The 19,905-nt window shown below is 65.8% G+C and carries 17 protein-coding genes and 1 tRNA gene; 1 reads left to right on the top strand and 17 read right to left on the bottom strand.

The genetic code is table 11. The features are described from left to right. Positions 1-673: 673 nt before the first annotated feature. The 12 genes from D3260_RS12300 to D3260_RS12355 all read right to left on the bottom strand — a co-directional run bounded on the left by D3260_RS12300 (position 674) and on the right by D3260_RS12355 (position 12,471). Positions 674-747: transfer RNA gene (locus D3260_RS12300), tRNA-Gln, on the bottom strand. Positions 748-803: 56 nt separating this feature from the next. Beyond that, positions 804-1,196: a 30S ribosomal protein S9 gene (rpsI, locus tag D3260_RS12305; protein ID WP_120098906.1), complete on the bottom strand. Its 393-nt coding sequence runs from the start codon at positions 1,194-1,196 to the stop codon at positions 804-806. A 3-nt stretch (positions 1,197-1,199) separates the two neighbouring features. Continuing rightward, on the bottom strand, positions 1,200-1,628 hold the full coding sequence (rplM, locus tag D3260_RS12310) for a 50S ribosomal protein L13 (protein WP_120098907.1): 429 nt from the start codon (positions 1,626-1,628) through the stop codon (positions 1,200-1,202). A gap of 121 nt (positions 1,629-1,749) precedes the next feature. Continuing rightward, positions 1,750-2,322: a nitroreductase gene (locus D3260_RS12315; RefSeq protein WP_233544059.1), complete on the bottom strand. Its 573-nt coding sequence runs from the start codon at positions 2,320-2,322 to the stop codon at positions 1,750-1,752. 333 nt (positions 2,323-2,655) lie between these two features. Continuing rightward, positions 2,656-3,243 (bottom strand): LPS assembly lipoprotein LptE, encoded by a 588-nt coding sequence (gene lptE / locus D3260_RS12320; RefSeq protein WP_147418188.1) that lies wholly within the window; start codon positions 3,241-3,243, stop codon positions 2,656-2,658. Positions 3,244-3,248: 5 nt separating this feature from the next. Continuing rightward, positions 3,249-5,693 carry a leucine--tRNA ligase gene (gene leuS / locus D3260_RS12325; protein WP_120098909.1) on the bottom strand — a complete coding sequence of 815 codons (2,445 nt, stop codon included), beginning with the start codon at positions 5,691-5,693 and terminating at the stop codon, positions 3,249-3,251. Positions 5,694-5,782: 89 nt separating this feature from the next. After that, positions 5,783-7,336, bottom strand: a complete 1,554-nt coding sequence (lnt, locus tag D3260_RS12330) for an apolipoprotein N-acyltransferase (RefSeq protein WP_120098910.1) — start codon at positions 7,334-7,336, stop codon at positions 5,783-5,785. 14 nt (positions 7,337-7,350) lie between these two features. Next, positions 7,351-8,202 carry an HlyC/CorC family transporter gene (locus tag D3260_RS12335; RefSeq protein WP_120098911.1) on the bottom strand — a complete coding sequence of 284 codons (852 nt, stop codon included), beginning with the start codon at positions 8,200-8,202 and terminating at the stop codon, positions 7,351-7,353. Between the two features lie 59 nt (positions 8,203-8,261). Continuing rightward, the gene (ybeY, locus tag D3260_RS12340) at positions 8,262-8,750 is read right to left on the bottom strand and encodes an rRNA maturation RNase YbeY (RefSeq protein WP_120098912.1); all 489 of its coding nucleotides are present in this window, start codon (positions 8,748-8,750) and stop codon (positions 8,262-8,264) included. Further along, positions 8,747-9,715 (bottom strand): PhoH family protein, encoded by a 969-nt coding sequence (locus D3260_RS12345; protein ID WP_120098999.1) that lies wholly within the window; start codon positions 9,713-9,715, stop codon positions 8,747-8,749. The genes ybeY and D3260_RS12345 overlap by 4 nt, the downstream gene beginning before the upstream one ends. Positions 9,716-9,800: 85 nt before the next feature. Continuing rightward, positions 9,801-11,192, bottom strand: a complete 1,392-nt coding sequence (gene miaB, locus D3260_RS12350; RefSeq protein WP_233544061.1) for a tRNA (N6-isopentenyl adenosine(37)-C2)-methylthiotransferase MiaB — start codon at positions 11,190-11,192, stop codon at positions 9,801-9,803. 43 nt (positions 11,193-11,235) lie between these two features. Beyond that, the gene (locus D3260_RS12355) at positions 11,236-12,471 is read right to left on the bottom strand and encodes an acyltransferase (protein ID WP_120098913.1); all 1,236 of its coding nucleotides are present in this window, start codon (positions 12,469-12,471) and stop codon (positions 11,236-11,238) included. A 319-nt stretch (positions 12,472-12,790) separates the two neighbouring features. Here D3260_RS12355 and D3260_RS12360 point away from each other — a divergent pair, with 319 nt between their 5' ends. Beyond that, complete coding sequence (locus D3260_RS12360; RefSeq protein ID WP_158583524.1) at positions 12,791-13,240, top strand: beta-lactamase hydrolase domain-containing protein; 450 nt, start codon at positions 12,791-12,793, stop codon at positions 13,238-13,240. Positions 13,241-13,307: 67 nt separating this feature from the next. On the opposite strand, the gene cydC is transcribed toward D3260_RS12360, so the two are convergent. The 5 genes from cydC to D3260_RS12385 form a co-directional block, all read right to left on the bottom strand. Next, on the bottom strand, positions 13,308-15,032 hold the full coding sequence (cydC, locus tag D3260_RS12365; protein ID WP_120098915.1) for a thiol reductant ABC exporter subunit CydC: 1,725 nt from the start codon (positions 15,030-15,032) through the stop codon (positions 13,308-13,310). Then, positions 15,029-16,798, bottom strand: coding sequence for a thiol reductant ABC exporter subunit CydD (gene cydD, locus D3260_RS12370; protein WP_120098916.1), 1,770 nt, complete (start codon positions 16,796-16,798; stop codon positions 15,029-15,031). Before cydD ends, cydC begins: the two co-directional genes overlap by 4 nt. Positions 16,799-16,816: 18 nt before the next feature. After that, positions 16,817-17,065, bottom strand: a complete 249-nt coding sequence (locus D3260_RS12375; protein WP_120098917.1) for a hypothetical protein — start codon at positions 17,063-17,065, stop codon at positions 16,817-16,819. A gap of 149 nt (positions 17,066-17,214) precedes the next feature. Beyond that, positions 17,215-18,264 carry a cytochrome d ubiquinol oxidase subunit II gene (locus D3260_RS12380; RefSeq protein WP_199671495.1) on the bottom strand — a complete coding sequence of 350 codons (1,050 nt, stop codon included), beginning with the start codon at positions 18,262-18,264 and terminating at the stop codon, positions 17,215-17,217. Between the two features lie 11 nt (positions 18,265-18,275). After that, positions 18,276-19,712 carry a cytochrome ubiquinol oxidase subunit I gene (locus D3260_RS12385; protein ID WP_120098918.1) on the bottom strand — a complete coding sequence of 479 codons (1,437 nt, stop codon included), beginning with the start codon at positions 19,710-19,712 and terminating at the stop codon, positions 18,276-18,278. Positions 19,713-19,905 lie beyond the last annotated feature (193 nt).

Below are 19,905 nucleotides of genomic sequence, written 5' to 3' on the forward strand. Positions count from 1 at the left end.
AACGCCAGCCATGAAAGGCCCGCTTGCGCGGACATTCATACCAGCAACCTGTATATGGTGGTTGCTATCAACCGCGGCAGAGCGTTTGCCTACGGATTGCTCGCATTCGGCCAAAAGGCCGACTGCTCGGCCCTTCGGGCCCAGTCGCGTGACGCGACTGTCCGGGCGAGCTTACTCGCCCGTCAAACACGGGCTTCTCGTCTGGGCCGCAACGCCAGCCATGAAAGGCCCGCTTGCGCGGACATTCATACCAGCGACCTGTATATGGTGGTTGCTATCAACCGCGGCAGAGCGTTTGCCTACGGATTGCTCGCATTCGGCCAAAAGGCCGACTGCTCGGCCCTTCGGGCCCAGTCGCGTGACGCGACTGTCCGGGCGAGCTTGCTCGCCCGTCGAACACGGGCTTCTCGTCTGGGCCGCAACGCCAGCCATGAAAGGCCCGCTTGCGCGGACATTCATACCAGCAACCTGTATATGGTGGTTGCTATCAACCGCGGCAGAGCGTTTGCCTACGGATTGCTCGCATTCGGCCAAAAGGCCGACTGCTCGGCCCTTCGGGCCCAGTCGCGTGACGCGACTGTCCGGGCGAGCTTACTCGCCCGTCGAACACGGGCTTCTCGTCTGGGCCGCAACGCCAGCCATAAAAAAGGCCCGCTTGCGCGGGCCTTTGTTATGGCTGGGGATGAGGGATTCGAACCCCCACTGACGGAGTCAGAGTCCGTAGTCCTACCATTAGACGAATCCCCAGTAACCTGGTTCGACGGGCGTATCGCACTCGACCATACGCCCGTCGTGCAGTCGCTTTAGCGCTTGGAGTACTGCGGCGACTTGCGGGCCTTGTGAAGACCGATCTTCTTGCGCTCGACCTTACGGGCGTCGCGGGTCATGTAGCCAGCCGCACGCAGCGCCGGACGCATGCCCTCGTCGTAGTCGACCAGCGCACGGGCCAGACCGTGGCGAATGGCGCCGGCCTGACCGTTCGGGCCGCCGCCGTTGACGGTGATCGTGATATCGAAACGATCGACCGAGTCCGTGGCCTCAAGTGCTTGGCGCACGATCATGCGCGAGGTCGGACGACCGAAATATTCGTCCAGCGTCTTCTTGTTGACCGTGATCTGACCGGATCCCGGCTTGATGAAGACGCGGGCGGCGGCGGTCTTGCGACGGCCAGTGCCGTAGGACTGTTCGGTTGCCATGCTTTAAATCTCCAGCGTCTGCGGCTGCTGAGCGGTGTGCGGATGGTCCGCGTTCGGGTAGACACGCAGCTTGCGCGCCAGCTGACGGCCCAGCGGGCCCTTGGGCAGCATGCCCTTCACGGCGTGCTCGATGACGCGCTCGGGATGCGTGGCCAACTGCTTTTCCAGCGAGATCGACTTCATGTTGCCGACGTAACCGGTAAAGCGGTAATAGAATTTCTGCTGCGGCTTCTTGCCTGTGACCTTCACGTTCGCCGCGTTGACGACCACGATGTGATCACCGACATCCATGTGCGGCGTGTATTCCGGCTTGTGCTTACCGCGCAGGCGGAACGCGACTTCGGTAGCCAGACGGCCCAGCGTCTTGTCCGTCGCATCGACGACAAACCAGTCGCCGGGAACCTCGTTTTTCTTCGCGGAAAACGTCTTCATTGCAATACTCGTCAGCCGTAGCGAAACACAGCAGCGCCGCTGCGAAAGCGCGCAATTCTATAGCCGCCGCCCGCGTTTTGCAACGCTATTTTTCGCAAACGACGGCAAGGACTGTCCAAGGCTACTCGCACTTCCGGATGATGGTCTCCAGGGCGACACGCTGGCTACGGGGCCGGCGCTTCGGATAACCGTACCAGATGAGGCCGACGGCGTATTCCCGTGCGGGATCGGCACCGGCGATTTCGAGAAAATCCGGCTCTCGCGTGATTGCCCCACTCGCCCATTTGGTGCCGATGCCGGCAGCGTGCAGATACAGGCTCAGGTTCTGTATGGCGCAGGCGCAGGCCGCATAGTCCTCTGCGGCTCGTTGTGTCTCGTTGGTCTTTTCGCACGTGACCACCAGCCAGCCGGGCATCTGCGACCAGCGCTCGCGCTTGGCCTCGGCGACTTCCGCGCCGCGTGAGGCCTGCAGGAGTCCGGTGTTCAGGGCCACGACTGCCTGTTGCGCTTTCGGCCCCAGGAGCGAGAAACGCCATGGCTGGGTCAGATGGTGATTCGGCGCCCAGCGCGCTGCGTCGATGGCCGCGATGATCGTTTCGCGCGGCGGCACTTCGCCGGCCACGAAATGATCGACGGTTCGTCGACCCTTGATGAGGGTCGCCACATCGACCGGGCTCACGGGGCTTTCGCTCATCGCTTGTCGATCGGTCATCGCCATAGGGCCTGTTGAGGTTTCGTTCGAGCGCCTTTTCGTCGAGAGACCGCTGTGTGTCCGGCAAGGCGCGAGCCGCCGATCGTGGCGTGCCGCGATCCAGACGCGCAACGCCGCCGGGCGCCCATCGTCGATTTTTCATGGGCGGCCCAACCCGAAGGGACAAGCACCCCAAAATCAAGGATACGACGGCAATCCAGCGTTGTCGCCCGCGGGTGCAGAATGACGGCACGGCGCGCACGACGCCTCGTCTTGCCGCCCATCGTCAATTTCAGGGCGCGCTTGGCGCGGATTCGCACGAAACATCAATAGGCCCTAGTCCGTGCTTGCACCCGATGCCGGATCGCCCGTGGCGCCGACATCGCGCTGGTTGTGTCGGGCGATCCGCTCGAGCACCCGGTTGGCCAGATCTTCCTGCATTTGATTCAGCAGATGGCGGCGCTCGTCGTCGGAGGACAGTTGCTGCGTCGCATCGCTGGTGTATTCACGACTGTCCACGACGGTCTCGCCGGTGAGCTGGTCGGCACCCCGCACGCTGTAATTGAAGATCGCTCGGACCGTCACCTCGTAGACCGACGAGTCGCCGTCCACCGGGCTGACCGCCACGGTCCGCTGATTGCTCTGCACGCTGACGATGCGCAGCTCGGCCGGCGCCCCGCCGTCGCCCAGCAGATGCCGCCGGCGCAGACGCTGGCGCAGTGCGGTGACGAGCTCGGGGTCACCGACGCTGTAGTCGTCGTGATAGGTCACGTCCATGCGATCGATGCCCTTGGGCAACGGGTTCGCGCCCTGCAGGTGGAAACCGCATCCCGCGAGCCAGAGCAGGAGCAGGCTGCCGACCGCCAGCCGCCCCAGGCCGGTCGCCGATCGTTTCGACGCTGTGCGAATGACGTGGACATGCATGATCGTCACACCACCAGATTCACGAGTTTACCGGGCACCACGATCGTCTTCTTGATCGGCTGACCGTCGATATGACGCGCCACGTTGACATCTTCGACGGCGGTCCTGGCCACTGTATCGCGATCGGCATCCGCAGGCACATCGATACGTGCCCGCACCTTGCCATTGACCTGGACAACCAGCGTGATGGATTCGCGCACCTGCGCGGCCGCCTCGGCGACCGGCCAGGCTTCGGCCATGACCAGCGTATCGTGGCCGAGCGCACGCCAGAGCGCGTCACAGATATGCGGGGCGATCGGCGCGAGCATCTTGATGATCGCCTCGAGGGATTCCTGGCGCACGGCCTGGGTCTCGGCATCACACGTCTCTTCGACGCGGCCGATGGCGTTGGCCAGTTCCATGACGGCGGCGATCGCCGTGTTGAAGGTGTGGCGCCGGCCGACATCGTCCCCGACCTTGGCGATGGTCTCGTGGGTCTTGCGTCGCAGTTCCGCCGCGGCTTCGCCCTCGGCCCCCGTGGCCGGCGCGACCAGCCCGTTGTCCACGTGCGTGGCCACCAGCCGCCACAGCCGGTTGAGGAAGCGATGTGCCCCCTCCACGCCGGATTCCGACCATTCCAGCGACTGGTCCGGCGGGGCGGCGAACATGGAGAACAGGCGCACCGTATCGGCGCCGTAGGTTTCGATGAGCGCCTGAGGGTCGACCGTGTTGCCCTTGGACTTGGACATCTTGGCCCCGTCCTTGAGCACCATGCCCTGCGTCAGCAGCGCCTTGAACGGCTCGTCCGCGCGCGCCAGGCCGACATCTCGCATCAGCTTCTGGAAGAAACGGGCATAGAGCAGGTGCAGAATCGCGTGCTCGATACCGCCGACGTACTGATCGACCGGCATCCAGTAATGCGCCCGGTCGTCGATCATCGAATCGGCATCGGGGCACGTGAACCGCGCGAAATACCAGGACGACTCCATGAAAGTGTCGAAGGTATCGGTCTCGCGCCGGGCGTCGCGCCCGCACTGCGGACACGTGCAATTCACGAATTCGGGCATGTCCGGCAACGGCGAGCCGGCGCCCTCGGGCGTGACGTTTTCAGGCAGCACGACCGGCAGGTCGGACTCGGGGACGGCGACCGGCCCGCAATCGTCGCAGTGGATGATCGGGATCGGCGCACCCCAGTAGCGCTGGCGTGACAGTCCCCAATCGCGCAGCCGATATTGTGTCTTGCGGCGCGCCGTGCCGCGGGCCTCCAGCCGATCGGCGATGTCACCGAAGGCCTGCTCGAACGTCTTGCCGTCGTCCTCGCCGGAATTGATCAGTACGCCCTTCTCGACCGCCGCAGCCGAGCTGATGTCCGGCGTGTTGCCCTCGGCGTCGGCGATCACTGGCACGATCGGCAAATCGTAGGCCGTGGCGAATTCCCAGTCGCGCTGGTCGTGGCCGGGTACGCTCATCACGGCACCGGTGCCATATCCCATGAGCACGAAGTTGGCGACAAAGATCGGCAGGCGCGCGCCGGACAGCGGATGCACAGCCTCGATCGGCAGGCGATAGCCCTTCTTGTCGCGCGTTTCCAGGCCGGCCTCAGCGGTGCCGGCGCGCCGGCATTCCTCGCAGAAGGCTGCCAGCTCGGCATCGGTATCGGCTGCGGCGGCCACCAGCGGATGGTCGGCCGCCAGTGCCATGTAGGTCACGCCGTGCAGCGTATCCGGGCGCGTGGTGTAGACCGTCAGCGGCGTGTCCTGGCCGGCGACGTCGAAATCGATCTCGAGACCGGTCGAGCGGCCGATCCAGTTGGCCTGCATTGTCTTGACCGCATCCGGCCAGCCGTCGAGGCCATCGAGATCATCCAGCAGTTCGTCGGCGTAATCCGTGATCCGGGCGAACCATTGCGGGATCGCCCGCTGCTCGACGATCGCCCCGGACCGCCAGCCCCGCCCGTCGACCACCTGCTCGTTCGCCAGCACGGTCTGATCGACCGGATCCCAGTTGACCACCGATTCACGGCGATACACCAGGCCCTGCTCGAACAGCTTCGTGAACAGCCACTGCTCCCAGCGATAGTAATCCGGGTCGCAGGTCGCGATCTCACGCGACCAGTCATAGGCAAAGCCCAATTGTTTGAGCTGGCCGCGCATGGCCGCGATGTTCTCGCGGGTCCACTGCGCCGGCGGCACGCCGTTCTTGATGGCCGCGTTCTCGGCCGGCAGACCGAAGGCATCCCAGCCCATCGGCTGCAGCACGTTGCGGCCGCACATCCGGTGATAGCGGCTGATCACGTCCCCGATGGTGTAATTGCGCACATGGCCCATGTGCAGCTTGCCGCTCGGGTACGGAAACATCGACAGGCAATAGAACTTCTCGCGATCGTCGGCGACAACGCGAAACGCATCGGCGTCGGCCCAGCGTCGCTGGACGTCGGATTCGATGGTGTCGAAACGATAGCTCGGTTCCATGGCGCGAAACAGCCCGGCAGAAGACAAGGAAAGAGCGAGAGTGTAATACCTAGCCCGGGCCGTGTCCCGCCATGACTCACCGGGTCGGCCTATACCCGCCGGGCAAGCTCGCGCCGTCGCTCGGCGATGCCGTCTCGACGTCGCCGCCGCCATCCCAGCAGCCCCGCCGCCAGACCGCCGAGCAACACGATGGCTGCCGAGGCGCTCGCGACCGGTGTCTCGCCGTGCCGTGCATAGGGCGTGGCCCCGGTCCGGGGAATCACATGCCCGACGAGCCGCGCGGTGGTGTCTTCAGCGGTCCGATCGTAGACCCGTCCGGTGAAGTCGATGATGGCGCTGATCCCGGTGTTGGCCGCCCGGACCATCGGCCGCCCGGCCTCGGCAGCCCGCATCCGTGCGATCTGAAGATGCTGGGCCGGGCCGATGGTGCCGGCAAACCAGCCGTCATTGGTCACATTGACAAGCACACCGGCAGCCGGCAGATCGCGGATCACGTTGCGACCGAACACATCCTCGAAACAGATCGTGGCGCCAAGACGCACCGACCCGGCGTGCAACAGGCGCTGATCGGCGGCGCCCGTGGCCAGGCGACCGATCGGCGCGCCGAGCCCGTCGAGCAGCGCGTCCAGCCAGGCGGGGCCCGGCACGTATTCACCAAACGGCACCAGATGGCGCTTGTGGTATTCCCCCTGGCCCGCCCCCAACGCCACGAGCGCGTTGTAATAGGAACCGGGTTCCCGCCCGCCACGCAGGACACCGGCAAGCACGGTCTTGCCCTCGGCGCGTGCCGTCTTGCCGACCGCGTCCAGCGCCGGCATCACCAACGCCATCGGCGCGGGTACGGCCACCTCCGGCCAGACGACGAGATCGGCGTCGGTTCGCCGTGTCATCGCGGCATAGCGATCGATCGTCGGCGCCAGATTGTCCGGGCGCCACTTGTCGTGCTGGGCGACATTGCCCTGCATCACGGCCACCGAGAGCGGCGCCGAGGCGCGCTGGGTCCAGTGCACCGCCGGCGGCAGGCACCACAGGAGCAGCGGCAGCGCCAGCGCCAGCCCGCAAGCGATCAGACGCGCCACCAGCCCGCCGACATAGAGCATATAGATGCCCCCGGCGGCGCTGACGAGCAGGAAGGACCAGCCGTGCACGCCCACCACCGGCGCGATCCCGTTGACCGGGATATCCGTTGCGGCATAACCGATGGCCAGCCAGTCGAAACCGCTGAACAGCCAGCTGCGCAGCCATTCGGCCAGCGTCCAGGTCGCCGGTACGACGCACAGCGCCCAGGGCGTGAGCGGCAAACGGCGCATCGCCCCGACGAGCGCCCCCGCCAGCGCCGGATACAACGCCAGATAGAGCGCGAGTCCGGCCGTGGCCAGACCGGCCAGCACCGCCGGCATGCCGGCGTTGGCATGCATGGCGACATAGACCCAGTGAATGCCGGTGGCGAACTGGGCAACGCCGAAAACGAAACCTCGCCAGGCCGCGCGTCGCGCACCGACGCCACGCCATAGCGCGACCAGGCCGAGCACGGCGGCGAGTGTGGCCGGCCAGGCCGCGAACGGCGCGAACCCGAGCGTGGCCAGCACGCCGAACAGTGCCGGGAGCAGACCGTCGGCCAACAGCTTCTTGAGGCGCGTCATGGACGTCGGACGCGCTATTCGGCGGCTTCGGGCAGAACCGTCATCTGAAACAGATGAATGCGCCGCGAGTCGGCACGCTGCACGTTGAACTGAAAGCGATCGATGATGGTGGTCTCGCCGCGACCGGGCATGTGCCCGAACTCGTGCATGACCAGACCGCCGACCGTGTCGAAATCATCGTCGGAAAAGGCGGTGCCGAAATAACGGTTGAATTCCTCGATCGGCGTCAGCGCATGCAACTGATAGCGGTTCTTGTCCTGTCGCAGGATGTTCGCGCCCTCGGCCTCGTCATATTCGTCGTCGATCTCGCCGACGATCTGTTCGAGGGCATCCTCGATGGTCACCAGCCCGGCGACACCGCCGTATTCGTCGACCACAACCGCCATGTGATTGCGCGAGGCCTTGAATTCCTTGAGCAGCACGTTGACGCGCTTGGATTCCGGCACATAAACCGCCGGCCGCAGCACCCGGTCCAGCGAGAAACCCGCGTCGTCGCCGGCGGCGTCCGCCACGCCCAGCAGATCCTTGGCCAGCAGGATACCGACGACTTCATCGCGCGATTCGCCGATGACCGGGAACCGCGAATGCCCGGACTCCACGGCAGCCGAGAGCACCTCGGCGAGTGCCGCATCGGACTCGATGACCACCATCTGGGAGCGCGGCACCATGATGTCCCGCACGTGCTGTTCGGAAACACGCAGCACGCCCTGCATCATCCACAGGGCATCGACATCCAGCAGCTGATTCTCCTGTGCCTCGGCCAGCACTTCGACCAGCTCTTCTCGATCGCGCGGCGGGCCCGCCAGGCTCATGCCGATCTGGCGCAGCCAGCCGCCTCTAGACTGGTCGCTGTCGTCGTCGCTCATGGTCTCGCGGCCGGTGCCGCCTCCTCCCATCGATTGTCGGACGCCATCCCTGCCGGCGATCAGCCGGGCGGCGTGGCCGCCGCCGTCGCACCGTAGGGATCGGCATAGCCGAGATGCGCCATGACCCGGCGCTCGGCCGCTTCCATGATCTCGGCCTCATCGTCGCCGATATGATCGTAACCCAGCAAGTGAAACGTCCCGTGCACGACCATGTGCAGCAGGTGCGCGGTCTCGGTCTTGCCCTGGGCGGCGGCCTCGTCGGCCACCACCGGCATGCAGATCGCCAGATCGCCGAGCATGTGCAGCCCGGGCAACGCGGCATCCGCCGGAAACGATAGCACGTTGGTCGCGTAGGGCTTGTCGCGGAAACGACCGTTCAGGTCCGCCGATTCGGCGCGCTCGATGAGCCGGACGTCGAGGGCAACGACGGTCTCGTCATCGTCGGCGATGCCGGCCTCGGCCAACACCGCGGCCACGGCTGCCTCGAGACCCGCGCGATCGGGCGCGGCATCAAGCCCATCGGCGACGGCCAGCTCCAGCGTGATCATCCGGCGTGGCGGTTCGCATCGCCCGCCGACGTCTCGCGCTCGGCCTCTTCGTCGTAGGCAGCCACGATGCGCTGCACGAGCGGATGGCGTACCACATCGGCCGCCGCGAAACGGGTCACACTGATGCCGTCGATGCGCTTGAGCAGACGCACCGCGTGCGACAGCCCGCTGGCCTTGGACGACGGCAGGTCGACCTGGGTCATGTCGCCCGTGACCACGGCCGTGGAGCCGAACCCGATGCGCGTCAGAAACATCTTCATCTGGGCGACGGTCGTGTTCTGGGCCTCATCAAGAATGATGAAGGCCTCGTTGAGCGTGCGCCCGCGCATGTAGGCCAACGGTGCGATCTCGATGACCTGCTGCTCGATCAGCCGGCCGACGCGCTCGAAACCGAGCATTTCGTAAAGCGCGTCATAGAGCGGCCGCAGATAGGGATCGATCTTCTGTGCCAGATCGCCGGGCAGGAAACCGAGGTTCTCACCCGCCTCGACCGCCGGCCGCACCAGTAGCAGGCGTCGCACGCGCTCGGACTCGAGCGCGTCGACCGCCGCGGCCACGGCGAGATAGGTCTTGCCGGTGCCGGCCGGGCCAATGCCGAAGTTCAAGTCGTGACTCGCCAGATTGGCGAGATAACGCCGCTGGTTCGGACCTCGACCGCGCACCAGGCCGTTACGGGTCTTGATCACGACATCGCGGCGCGGCTCGTCTTCGGAAACGGCAGCGGCGGCTTCGTGCCGCTCGCGTTCGGCCGTACGCGCCACGACATGGACCCGCTCGGTGTCCAGCGCGCCGGACGCGGTGGCGGCATACAACTCGTTGAGCGTGTCGATGGCCGCCTCGGCCGCGGGCTCGGCCCCTTCGACCTGAAACAGGTGTCCGCGGTTGTGCACGGCCACATCGAGCGTGTTCTCGATCAGCCGCAGATGCCCATCCTGCGGGCCACACAGATGGGCCAGCCGGGTCATGTCGGGCGGGTCGAGTTCGAGCGTCTTGCGTACGGTGTTATCGGCCAAAACGATCCAGCAGGGTTGAAAGGCGAATGACGATCGATCAGTCGACCGTCGCCAGGGCCGGCGTCTCGTCTGCCGGCTCAGACGTTTTTATGCGGCCTCGCAGCGAATTATCCAAGGCCTCGGTGATCTCGACTTCGATGAAATGGCCGGCCATGCGCGGATGGCCTTCGAAATTCACCCAGCGATTGGAATCCGTGCGGCCGGCCATCTGGCCGCCCCCGCGCTTGGATTCCCGCTCGACGAGCACGCGCTGGGTGGTGCCCACGAGATCATTCATGAACTGCCGATTGAAATCAGCGATGCGGTCCTGGACCTGTTTGAGGCGCTGTTTCTTGAGCTCGCGCGACTCGGTGTCCGGCATGTCGGCGGCCGGCGTGCCCGGGCGGGCGCTGTAGATGAACGAGAACGCCGCATCGAAACCGATCCGATCGACCAGCGCCATGGTGGCCGCAAATTCGGCTTCCCCCTCACCCGGATGGCCGACGATGAGATCGGTGGACAGACTGATGTCCGGCCGCACGGCACGCAGTTTCTCGATGCGTGCGATGAAGTGCTCGACGCTATAGCCACGATTCATCAGGTTGAGCACCGTATTCGAACCCGACTGCACCGGCAGATGCAGATAATTGGCCAGCTTCGGCACCCGGGCATAGGCTTCGATCAGCGCGTCCGAGAACTCCAGCGGATGGCTGGTGGTGTAACGAATCCGCTCGATGCCCTCGATTTCGGCCACGAACTCCACGAGCATCGCCAGGTCGCAGATCGAGCCGTCGGCCATCGGCCCGCGATAACCGTTGACGTTCTGGCCGAGCAGCGTGATCTCCTTGACGCCCTGCTCGGCGAGCTCGGCGACTTCCAGGATCACGTCGTCGAACGGCCGCGAGATCTCCTCGCCGCGGGTATAGGGCACCACGCAGAAGCTGCAGTATTTCGAGCAGCCTTCCATGATCGAGACGAACGCTGTCGCGCCTTCGGCCCGGGCCGGCGGCATGTGATCGAACTTGTCGATCTCCGGGAACGCGATATCGACGATGCCGGCACCGTTGTCGGCTATGTCGTCGAGCAGCTGCGGCAGGCGATGCAGCGTCTGCGGGCCGAAGACCATGTCCACGAACGGTGCGCGCTCGCGAATGACGTGGCCTTCCTGCGAGGCCACGCAGCCGCCGACCCCGATCACCAGATCCGGGTTGGCGTCTTTCAGCGGCTTCCAGCGGCCCAGCTGCGAGAACACCTTCTCCTGCGCCTTCTCGCGGATCGAGCAGGTATTGAGCAGGATGATGTCGGCCTCTTCCGGCGAGCCGACCCGTGTCGCGCCGCGATCCTTGGCCAGCACGTCGACCATCTTGGCCGAATCGTATTCGTTCATCTGGCAACCCCAGGTGGCCACGAACACTTTCGGCGCGCTGTTGCTATCCACCGTTTCGGACATCGCGATCGAACCGTTGATTGAAATCCGAGATTGACCGGACAGTCTAACCCATTCGGTCGAACGTCGCGGCATGCCGGGCTGCGCGGGCGCGCATGGCCGGCCAACGCGCCCGCAGCCACTCGACGCGCGCGGCCGCGGTGCGCGACAGCGCCACAGCCGGTTGCTCGATCGTGCGATGCGCCAGGTCACTGATGACAAAACTCATGACCAGAATCGCGGCCAGCAGCCAGCCGAGCGGCACATGGCCGGCAAAGACGTGCAGCATGGCAAGCAGCACGAGCGGATGGAACAGATACAGGCTGTAGGAGATCCGCCCCAGATACAGACCGGGCCCGCTTTCCAGCAGACGCCGAACCCCCGGCTCGGCCGCTGCGGTGACGAGCAACAGTGCAGCCGCGATCATCAACGGCCAATCGTAGGGCATCATCGTCGTCAGGCCGGTGACGTGCATCGCCCGGCCGCCATACACGTAGAGCGTGGCCGTCAGCACGCCGAGCAGAACACGCGTACGCCCGGGCAGATTCGCATAGGCCGCGAACAGCCGCTCACGGTGTGCGGCCAGGCTCGCCCCGAGCGCGAACGCCAGCAGATAGTGCACGGTGTAGACATAGGCCGTCAGCCCGCCGTGGGCCGCGAAGCCGGCGATGTGCATCGCCTCGCGCTCGGCCGGTTGGCGCAGCGCGACCATCGTCACACTGGCCACCAGAAACGGCATGAGTGCGGCCCACCAGCGCAGACGCCGGACCATCAAAAAGATCAGCGGAAACACCAGCGAGATGCGCATCTCGTGTACCAACGTCCAGATCGTGAAGTCGTAACGATCGGCGTTGAACTGGCCGAGAAACCACAGATGCGCGCCGATCGCCGGCCAGGTGACGGGCCACGACCAGAATTTGTTGATCCAGCCGTTGAAGCCGATCAGCGTATCGCCGATCACGGCGTGCGCCCCGATGATGCCGAGCACGATAGCCGCCAGATACGGCACATACAGTCGTACCACGCGCTTGGCGACATAAGCCGGCATCGAGACCTGTGCGCCCGCCAGCAACAGATAGAGCACGAATCCGCTCAGGACATAGAACACCACCACCGCCGCATGCCCCTGCCAGAAGACATGCAGCGGCGTGGCGGCCGCCATCCGCGTCCAGTCGAAGAAACGGGCATAGGCAGCATTCGCCTGGCCCTGCATCACCAGAAACAGATGACTCACGAGCACACTGACCGCTGCCAGGCCGCGCAGCGAGTCGAAGGCATGGATACGAGAAGACGCCACGGGCATCGTCGTGCTCTCTTTGGCCGCCCGGCGGCCGGTCGCGGGAATCTGCCCCTACGACGACGCTCGGTATCGATCGGTTCCACGCGCTAGGTCAATTGAATCAACGACAAGCCATATCCGATTCCCCGGATGCGACAAGCCGGTGCTGACTCGAGCGGCACGGCGTCAGCGGCTGCGCGGGCCGCATACGATGGCTACACTGGCGTATCAATCGCGTCGGGGCCTGCCAGCAACGACAGGCGATGCCAGGCGGCCCGATATCGCCGAGCGCGCGCCCCGACGCCAGAGACACCCGGTCGCCCACGCTGAGGAAGCCGTAGCCATGTCCGATTACCCGAACGATCTGAACAACGCCCGTGATATCGGCGGCGATATCGTCACCGCCGGTCAGCCCAGCCGAGCGCAGCTGCAGGCCGCCGCAGCGGCCGGCGTGCACACGGTCATCAATCTGCGTCCGGCCGGCGAATTCGACGAATACGACGAAAGCGCGCTCGTGGCCGAGACCGGCATGCGTTATGTGCTCATCCCCGTCGCCGGTCCGGACGACATCAACGATGCCAACGCGCAGGCGCTCGATGACGCCCTGTCCGGCCCCGAGGCCACGCCGGCGCTGGTGCACTGTGCCAGCAGCAACCGCGTTGGCGCGCTCATCGCTTATCGCGCCCGTCATCTGCAGGGCACGCCGGCCGACGAGGCCATGCAGCTCGGTCTGGCGGCCGGTCTGAACCCGCGGTCGCCGCTGCTCGAGGCCACCCGCGCCAAACTCGGCTGATTCATCTTGTGGCGATGGCGCGGCGCGCGTGCATCGCTTTCGCGCGCCGGCGACGCCCGGCGTCCGTTCAGAGCAGACGCAGATAGCGCCAGAAACGCGCGTTACCGCGTGCCGCCGCGGCGCGCGGCACGCGCTCGACGACGCGGCCGGCCTCGATGAGCGCGATCTCGTCGACCAGGCGCAGAGCCGCCGGCCGGTGACTGACCAGGATCGTCGTGCGGCCGGCCATGAGTGTGGCCAGATACGCCAGCACGTCGGCTTCGGTCTCGGCATCCAGGCCCTCGGTCGGCTCGTCGAGGATCAGAATCGGCGCATCGGCCAGAATCGCGCGGGCGATGGCCAACCGTCGACGCTCGCCCCCCGACAATCGCGCCCCGTTCTCACCGAGCGGCGTGGCCAGTCCGTGCGATAGTGCCGCCACCCGCTCGGCCAGTCCGACACCGCTCAGCGCCGACCACAGGGTCGCCTCGTCGGCCGTCGGATGCGCCAGCCGCAGATTCGCGGCCACGCTCGCATTGAATAGATGGGTGCGCTGGGCCACGACCATCGTCAACCCGCGCAGCGCCGTACCGCTCATTGCATCGACCGCGACGCCGCCGATCATGACCCGGCCCGCCTCGATCGGCCAGAAACGCAGCAACGTGTTGATCAGGCTTGTCTTACCGGCACCGCTCGGACCAACGAGCGCCAGCGCCTGGCCGGCTGGCACACTCAGATCGAGGCCGTCGAGCGCCGGTGCCGGCGATGTGTCGTAGTGCATCGTCACGCCTTGCCAGGTTACGTCGAAGCGACTGGGCACAGCGACCGGCGTCACCGGTTCGGCGACCGCGGGCTCGGCATCGATGATCTCGAAGACGCGCCGGGCCGCCGCCCGTGTCTCGGCGAGCGCCCGAAACGCCGCCGGCAATGGCGCCACCGCCTCGAAGCTCGCAATGACCAGAAAGACCAGCATGGCGAGCACCGGGCCGCTGATCGCCTGTGCCGAGACGAGTGGAATCGCGACGATGAGCGTGGCCCACACGGTCAGATGCGTCAGCAGTCCGGCGATCGCATCGGCCACGGCATCGCGGATCGCATCGGCGCGTTGCGCACCGATCAGGCGCGCGGATTGTGCCGCGATACGACTCGCCGCGGCAGCGCTCGCCCGGTAGACCCACAGTTCGCCTAGCCCGCGGACGCTGTCGGCCGCTGTTGTCCGCAGCGTGGCCAGCGCCGCGAGCCGCGCATGGCCCGTGGCGCGTCCGAGCGAGAACGCCAGCAGCGGCAGCACCACCCCGGCGCCGAGCAATCCGAGCAGGCTGACCAGGGCGACGACCGGACTGAAACCGGCAACGAAGCACTCGATCGCCACCAGGCTGAGCGCGGCCGCGGCCACGGGCACCAGGACACGCAGATAGAAATTGTCCAGCGTATCGATGTCCGCGCGCATGCGGCTGAGCAGGTCGGCCGTTCGAAACGGCTGCAGCCGCGCCGGGGCCAGCGGAATGAGCCGGGTATAGAAATCGACACGTAGGGTGGCCAGCACGCGCAACGTCGCATCGTGCGTGACCAGCCGTTCCAGATAACGCCCGACCGAGCGCACGATGGCCAGCCCGCGAATACCGGCCGCCGGCGCAAAGAAATCGATCGCCACACGGCCGAGGCCGGCCAGCGCCATCGAGGTGATGAACCAGCCGGACAGCCCCATCAAGGCGACGTTGGCCAGAATGACGAGCGTGGCCAGCGCGATACCGGCCAGCAGCAATCGCCGCTGCCCGGTCAGCAATCCGAACAGACGTCGCCAATCGCTCATGGGCCGGCCTCATCGGCACGATAGAGCGACCACAGCCGCGCGTAGCGGCCGTCGGCGCGCATGAGCGCCTTGTGCGTGCCACGTTCGACGATACCGCCCTCGGCCAGCACCAGAATCTCGTCGGCGCGCCGGACCGTGTCGAGCCGGTGTGCGATGACCAGAACCATGCGATCCCGGGCCAGATCGGCCAGCGCGTCGCCAAGCCGGGTTTCGCTGTCCGGATCGAGACTGGCCGTGGGCTCGTCCAGCACCACGAGGCGCGCATCGGACAGAAACGCCCGGGCAAGCGCGATACGCTGGATCTGGCCCCCGGACAGCCCCTCGCCGCGATCGGCCACCGGCGTGTCGTAGCCGTGCGGTAACGCCTTGATGAAGCCATCCGCGCGGGCCCGCCGTGCGGCCTCGTGCAGCGCACTGGCATCGGCCGTCGGGCAGCCGAGCCGTATATTGTCGGCGATCGTGCCGTCAAAAAGCGTGGGCGTCTGCGGCACCCAGGCGATCTGATCGAACCAGCCGGCATCCGCGATCATCGCAAGATCCCGGCCGTCGACCGTGATGCCACCACGACTCGGTGCCAGAAACCCGAGCAGTAGATAGGCCAGTGTCGTCTTGCCCGCCCCGCTGGGCCCGACGACCGCCAGCGTGCGCCCGGGCGTCAGCTCGAACGAGACATCCTCGAACAGCGGTGTCCGGGCATCGGCATGCTGGAAACCGACGCGGTCGAATCGCAGATGGGCCGCCGGCCCGGATGGCGCGGCGCTACCGATGGCGGTCGCCGCCGGCGTCGTCTCATCCAGCATGGCGACCAGCCCTTCGGCGGCACCGAGCGCTTCCATGCGGGCGTGATACTGACTGCCCATGTCACGCAGCGGCCGATAGAACTCCGGCGCAACGAGCAGCACGAACAACCCCGGTAGGAAAGACATCTCGCCGTAGTAGAGCCGGAAACCGATGTAGACCGCGACCATGGCGATCGACAGCGTGACGACGAATTCCAGAATCAGGGACGAAACGAACGCCAGTCGCAGAATCGCCAGCGTGTCGCGGCGATAGCGTGCGGACATGTCGGCCACGACCGCGATTTCCCGCTGCGCGGCGCCGAACAGTCGAAGCGTGGTCAGGCCTTCGATGGCATCGAAGAAGTGCCCACTCATGCGGGCCAGACGACGCCACTGGCGCTGATTGAGCGCTTCCGTGCCCTTGCCGATGAGCACCATGAAAAACGGCACGATCGGCGCCGTCACGCACAGGATCACGCCCGAGACCCAGTCGCTTGGAAAGATCACGACGAGCATGATCAACGGCAATGCCGCCGCCAGCGCGACCTGGGGCAGATAATCCCGGTAATAGCGATCCATCGACTCGATCGCATCCGCGACCAGATGGGCTGCCTGCCCGCTGCGCGCCGCGCGCGCCCAGGCCGGCCCGAGCGCGATGAGATGGGCGAACAGATCGCGCCGCAGCTCCTGCTTCGCCCGAGCGGCCAGCTCGAAGGACAACACCGAGCGTAACGCCCCGACGACCGCACGCGCCCCGAAGACGCCGAGCAGACCGGCCAGCGGATATGCCAGCGCATCCAGCCCCTGCCCGTCGATGACCACCGAGGAGATCACATCGGCCAGCAACCACGCCTGCAACAGGATCAGCGGTGCATCGAGCAGGCCGGCCGCGACGGCAGCTCGCAGCACGCCGCGTCGACCGTCGAGACGCGCCTTGAGCCAGCGCTCTCGTGTCCGGGTGACCGTCTTCGACGTGTTGTTGCTCATAGCCGCCCTACCTCGGGCCTACGACTGTCCCCGGTGGGACGGCGCCGGGCCGGTCGCGCGCCACAGGATCAACGATAACGACAGCGCGAACACGGCCATTCCGCCGCCGGCGAACCACAGCCCGGTGCCGAGCCCACCGAACAGCCGATCGACCAGCACCAGGCCCAGCACGGGCGGCAGCAAGAACCCCGCCGCGGCCAGCGCCAACAGGCCCCGGCGTCGCCGGGAATACGCGCCCGTCTTCGCGCCTGTCGGTGTGTCGTTCACGCGCTTGCCTCAAGCGTCCGCCGTGGTTCAGGCAAGGCGCGCGTCGCCGGTCGCCGCCTGCCACGATCCGACATCGCAGCGCCGCACGGCACCCATCGTCGATGCCTCATGAGCGGCCCGACCTCTGATGACAGCGCACGCCTGCGAGCCTAGTGATGGCTCGGCCCGTAGCCGGTGAGTTTCGACACACGCGCCCGGAACACCCAGATCTGGTACCAGTTGTAGACCAGCATGACCGGCAGAAAGCCCCCCATGGCCATCGTGAACGTGACCAGCGAGACCGAGGGACTGGCTGCGTCGTAGATCGTCCAGGTATTCGGCACCAGCCACGGCAGCATCGTGAACATCATCGCCAGCCACATGATGGCAATGGCGGCGTTGAGCCACATGATCGCCGCCACATCGCGTTCAGCGCGCGCCGAGCGGCGCATGCGCACCACGGTATAGACCGTGGCCAGGCCCACGATCGCCCAGACCCAGGCGTAGGGCCCAAGCCACTTGTCACTGGCCCAGGGGAACTTGAGCAGGCTCCAGACCACGGTGATCACCACCGCGATCAACGAGGCATGGAAGGATCGATCGACCCAGCGAGCGGCATGCTGGCGAATCTCTTCATCCCGCTCGAAGCGGGCCCGCACGAACAGACTGCCCGCCAGACAGGCCGCGATTACTGCGCCGAGCCCGGTCCAGACACTGAACGGCGAAACGAAACGCCACAGCCCGCCGGCATAGGTGGGCACCTGATCGTCGCTCAAGGGGAAACCCTCGAGCGTGGCGCCCATCGCCATGCCGGCGAAGAACAGCGTGGTGAGGCTGGCAAAGCCGAAAAGACCGTCCCACAGCGGCCGACTACGCGCCGAATGGTGACGGAACTCGAGTGCGATCGCTCGCATCATGATGCTCCACAAGACGATCGCCAACGGCACCAGCAGATAATGGAAAGCCGAGCCGTAGACCAGCGGGAAGGTGCCGAACAGAATGCCGCCGGCCACCACCAGCCACGTCTCGTTGGCATCCCACGTGCCGGCCATCGCCGCGGTCACCCCGCCCCGGGCCTCCGGGTCCCGGACGAACAGCGAGAACACGCCGGCACCCAGGTCGGCACCGTCGAGCATGATATAGAGCAGAAAGCTGAATCCGAGCGCGAACCACCACGCATGAATGATCAGCCAACGCAGGTCAGTGATATCGGGCGTCACGTCATCTGTCCTCAGGGGCGTTCGTAGGCCGGCGCCGCATCATCGTCGTCGGGCTGGGATTCAAGATGGCCGAGCCATTCGTCGCCGCCGCGCAGCACCGGCGCTTCCATGTCCGGCCCGTGACGGATCACCTTGGCCATGAAGTACCAGGTGAAAGCCCAGACCACGAGCTCGAAGACGATGAAACCGACGAGCCACGTCGTGGCACCGGCCACCGTCATGCGGCTGACGCCGTCCTCGATGCGCATCATGCCGTCGACCAGCCAGGGCTGACGTGCGACTTCACGCGTCCACCAGCCGGTCCAGATCGCCAGGAACGGCAGAAAACCGCCGACGATCGCCGCGCGCAGAAACCAACGGGTCTCGGTCACGCCGAGCGCCGTCAGGCGGCCCTTGTAGATCAGGCGCACGCCCCAGAAGGCAAGCAGCGCCAGCAACACACCGATAGCCACCATCACCCGGAAACCGTAGAACGGCACCCAGACCGGCGGCCGCTCGGCCTCGGGAAACTGGTCCAGGCCAGGCACGACACCGTTCCAGCTGTGGGTCTCGATGAGACTCAAGGCATGCGGAATCGTGATCGCCCAGTCGTTGTCGCCGGCCGCATCGTTGGGCCAGGCGATGATATGCCAGCCGGTATTGACGCTGCCGTCGTCGTTGTACGTGTGATAGTGGCCTTCCATGGCCGCCAGCGCCGCCGGCTGATTTTCACCGATGACCTGACCGAGCTCGTCGCCCATGTAGATCTGCAGCGGCGCCACGAGGGCAGCCGCCAGCAGCGCCCAGGCCAGCGGGCGCTGGAACAGAGCCACGTGGCGCTGCTTGAGGATGAAATAGGCTGCCACGGCGATCACGAAGAACAACGCCATTTCCGTGGCTGCGATCCACATGTGGAAGAACGACGACAGGAAACTGGGATTGAAGATCGCCGCCCCCCAGTCCGTGACGTTGAAGATACCGTCACGCAGCTCGACGCCGTCAGGCGTCTGCATCCACGAATTGGCATTCATGATCCAGAACGCCGACAGCGTCGACGACAGCATCACGTTGAACGTGGCAAACAGATGCATGCGCCGGCTGATCTTGCCCCAGCCGAAGATCATCAGGCCGATGAACCCGGCCTCGTACATGAAAGCCGTGATCGTCTCGTAACCCAGCACATTGCCGAAATAAGGCCCGGCGGCCTGAGAGAACGGACCGTAGAGGATGCCGAAAGCCATCTCCATCGTCACACCGGTAGCCACGCCGGCCCCGAAGTTGATGATGAACAGTTTTTCGAAGAAGCGCGTCAACCGATACCAGGCATCGTCCTCGGTGCGCATCCAGCGCCACTCGGCGAAGAACAGCAACAGCGCCAGACCGATGGTCAGCGGCGGATAGAGGAAATGCATGCTGGCCACCCAGGCAAAATCGAGGCGGGTGAGCATGATGGCGGTTGCGCTTTCCATGACGAATTACTCAGCGATAGCCATGCCGTATCGTGAGTAAATAATACTATAGTCTTATACGATTAGGCAGGGACAATTTGTCGCACCGCCGGTGATCGGCCCTGCCCGTCAAAAGGCATAACGCACCGCCTGCCTCACACATCGCAACACGATGGGCGCCCGGATGCGCACGCCTGAGGCGACGCGGCGCCAT

The sequence above is a fragment of the Salinisphaera sp. Q1T1-3 genome, from assembly GCF_003602005.1.
Classification (GTDB): domain Bacteria; phylum Pseudomonadota; class Gammaproteobacteria; order Nevskiales; family Salinisphaeraceae; genus Salinisphaera.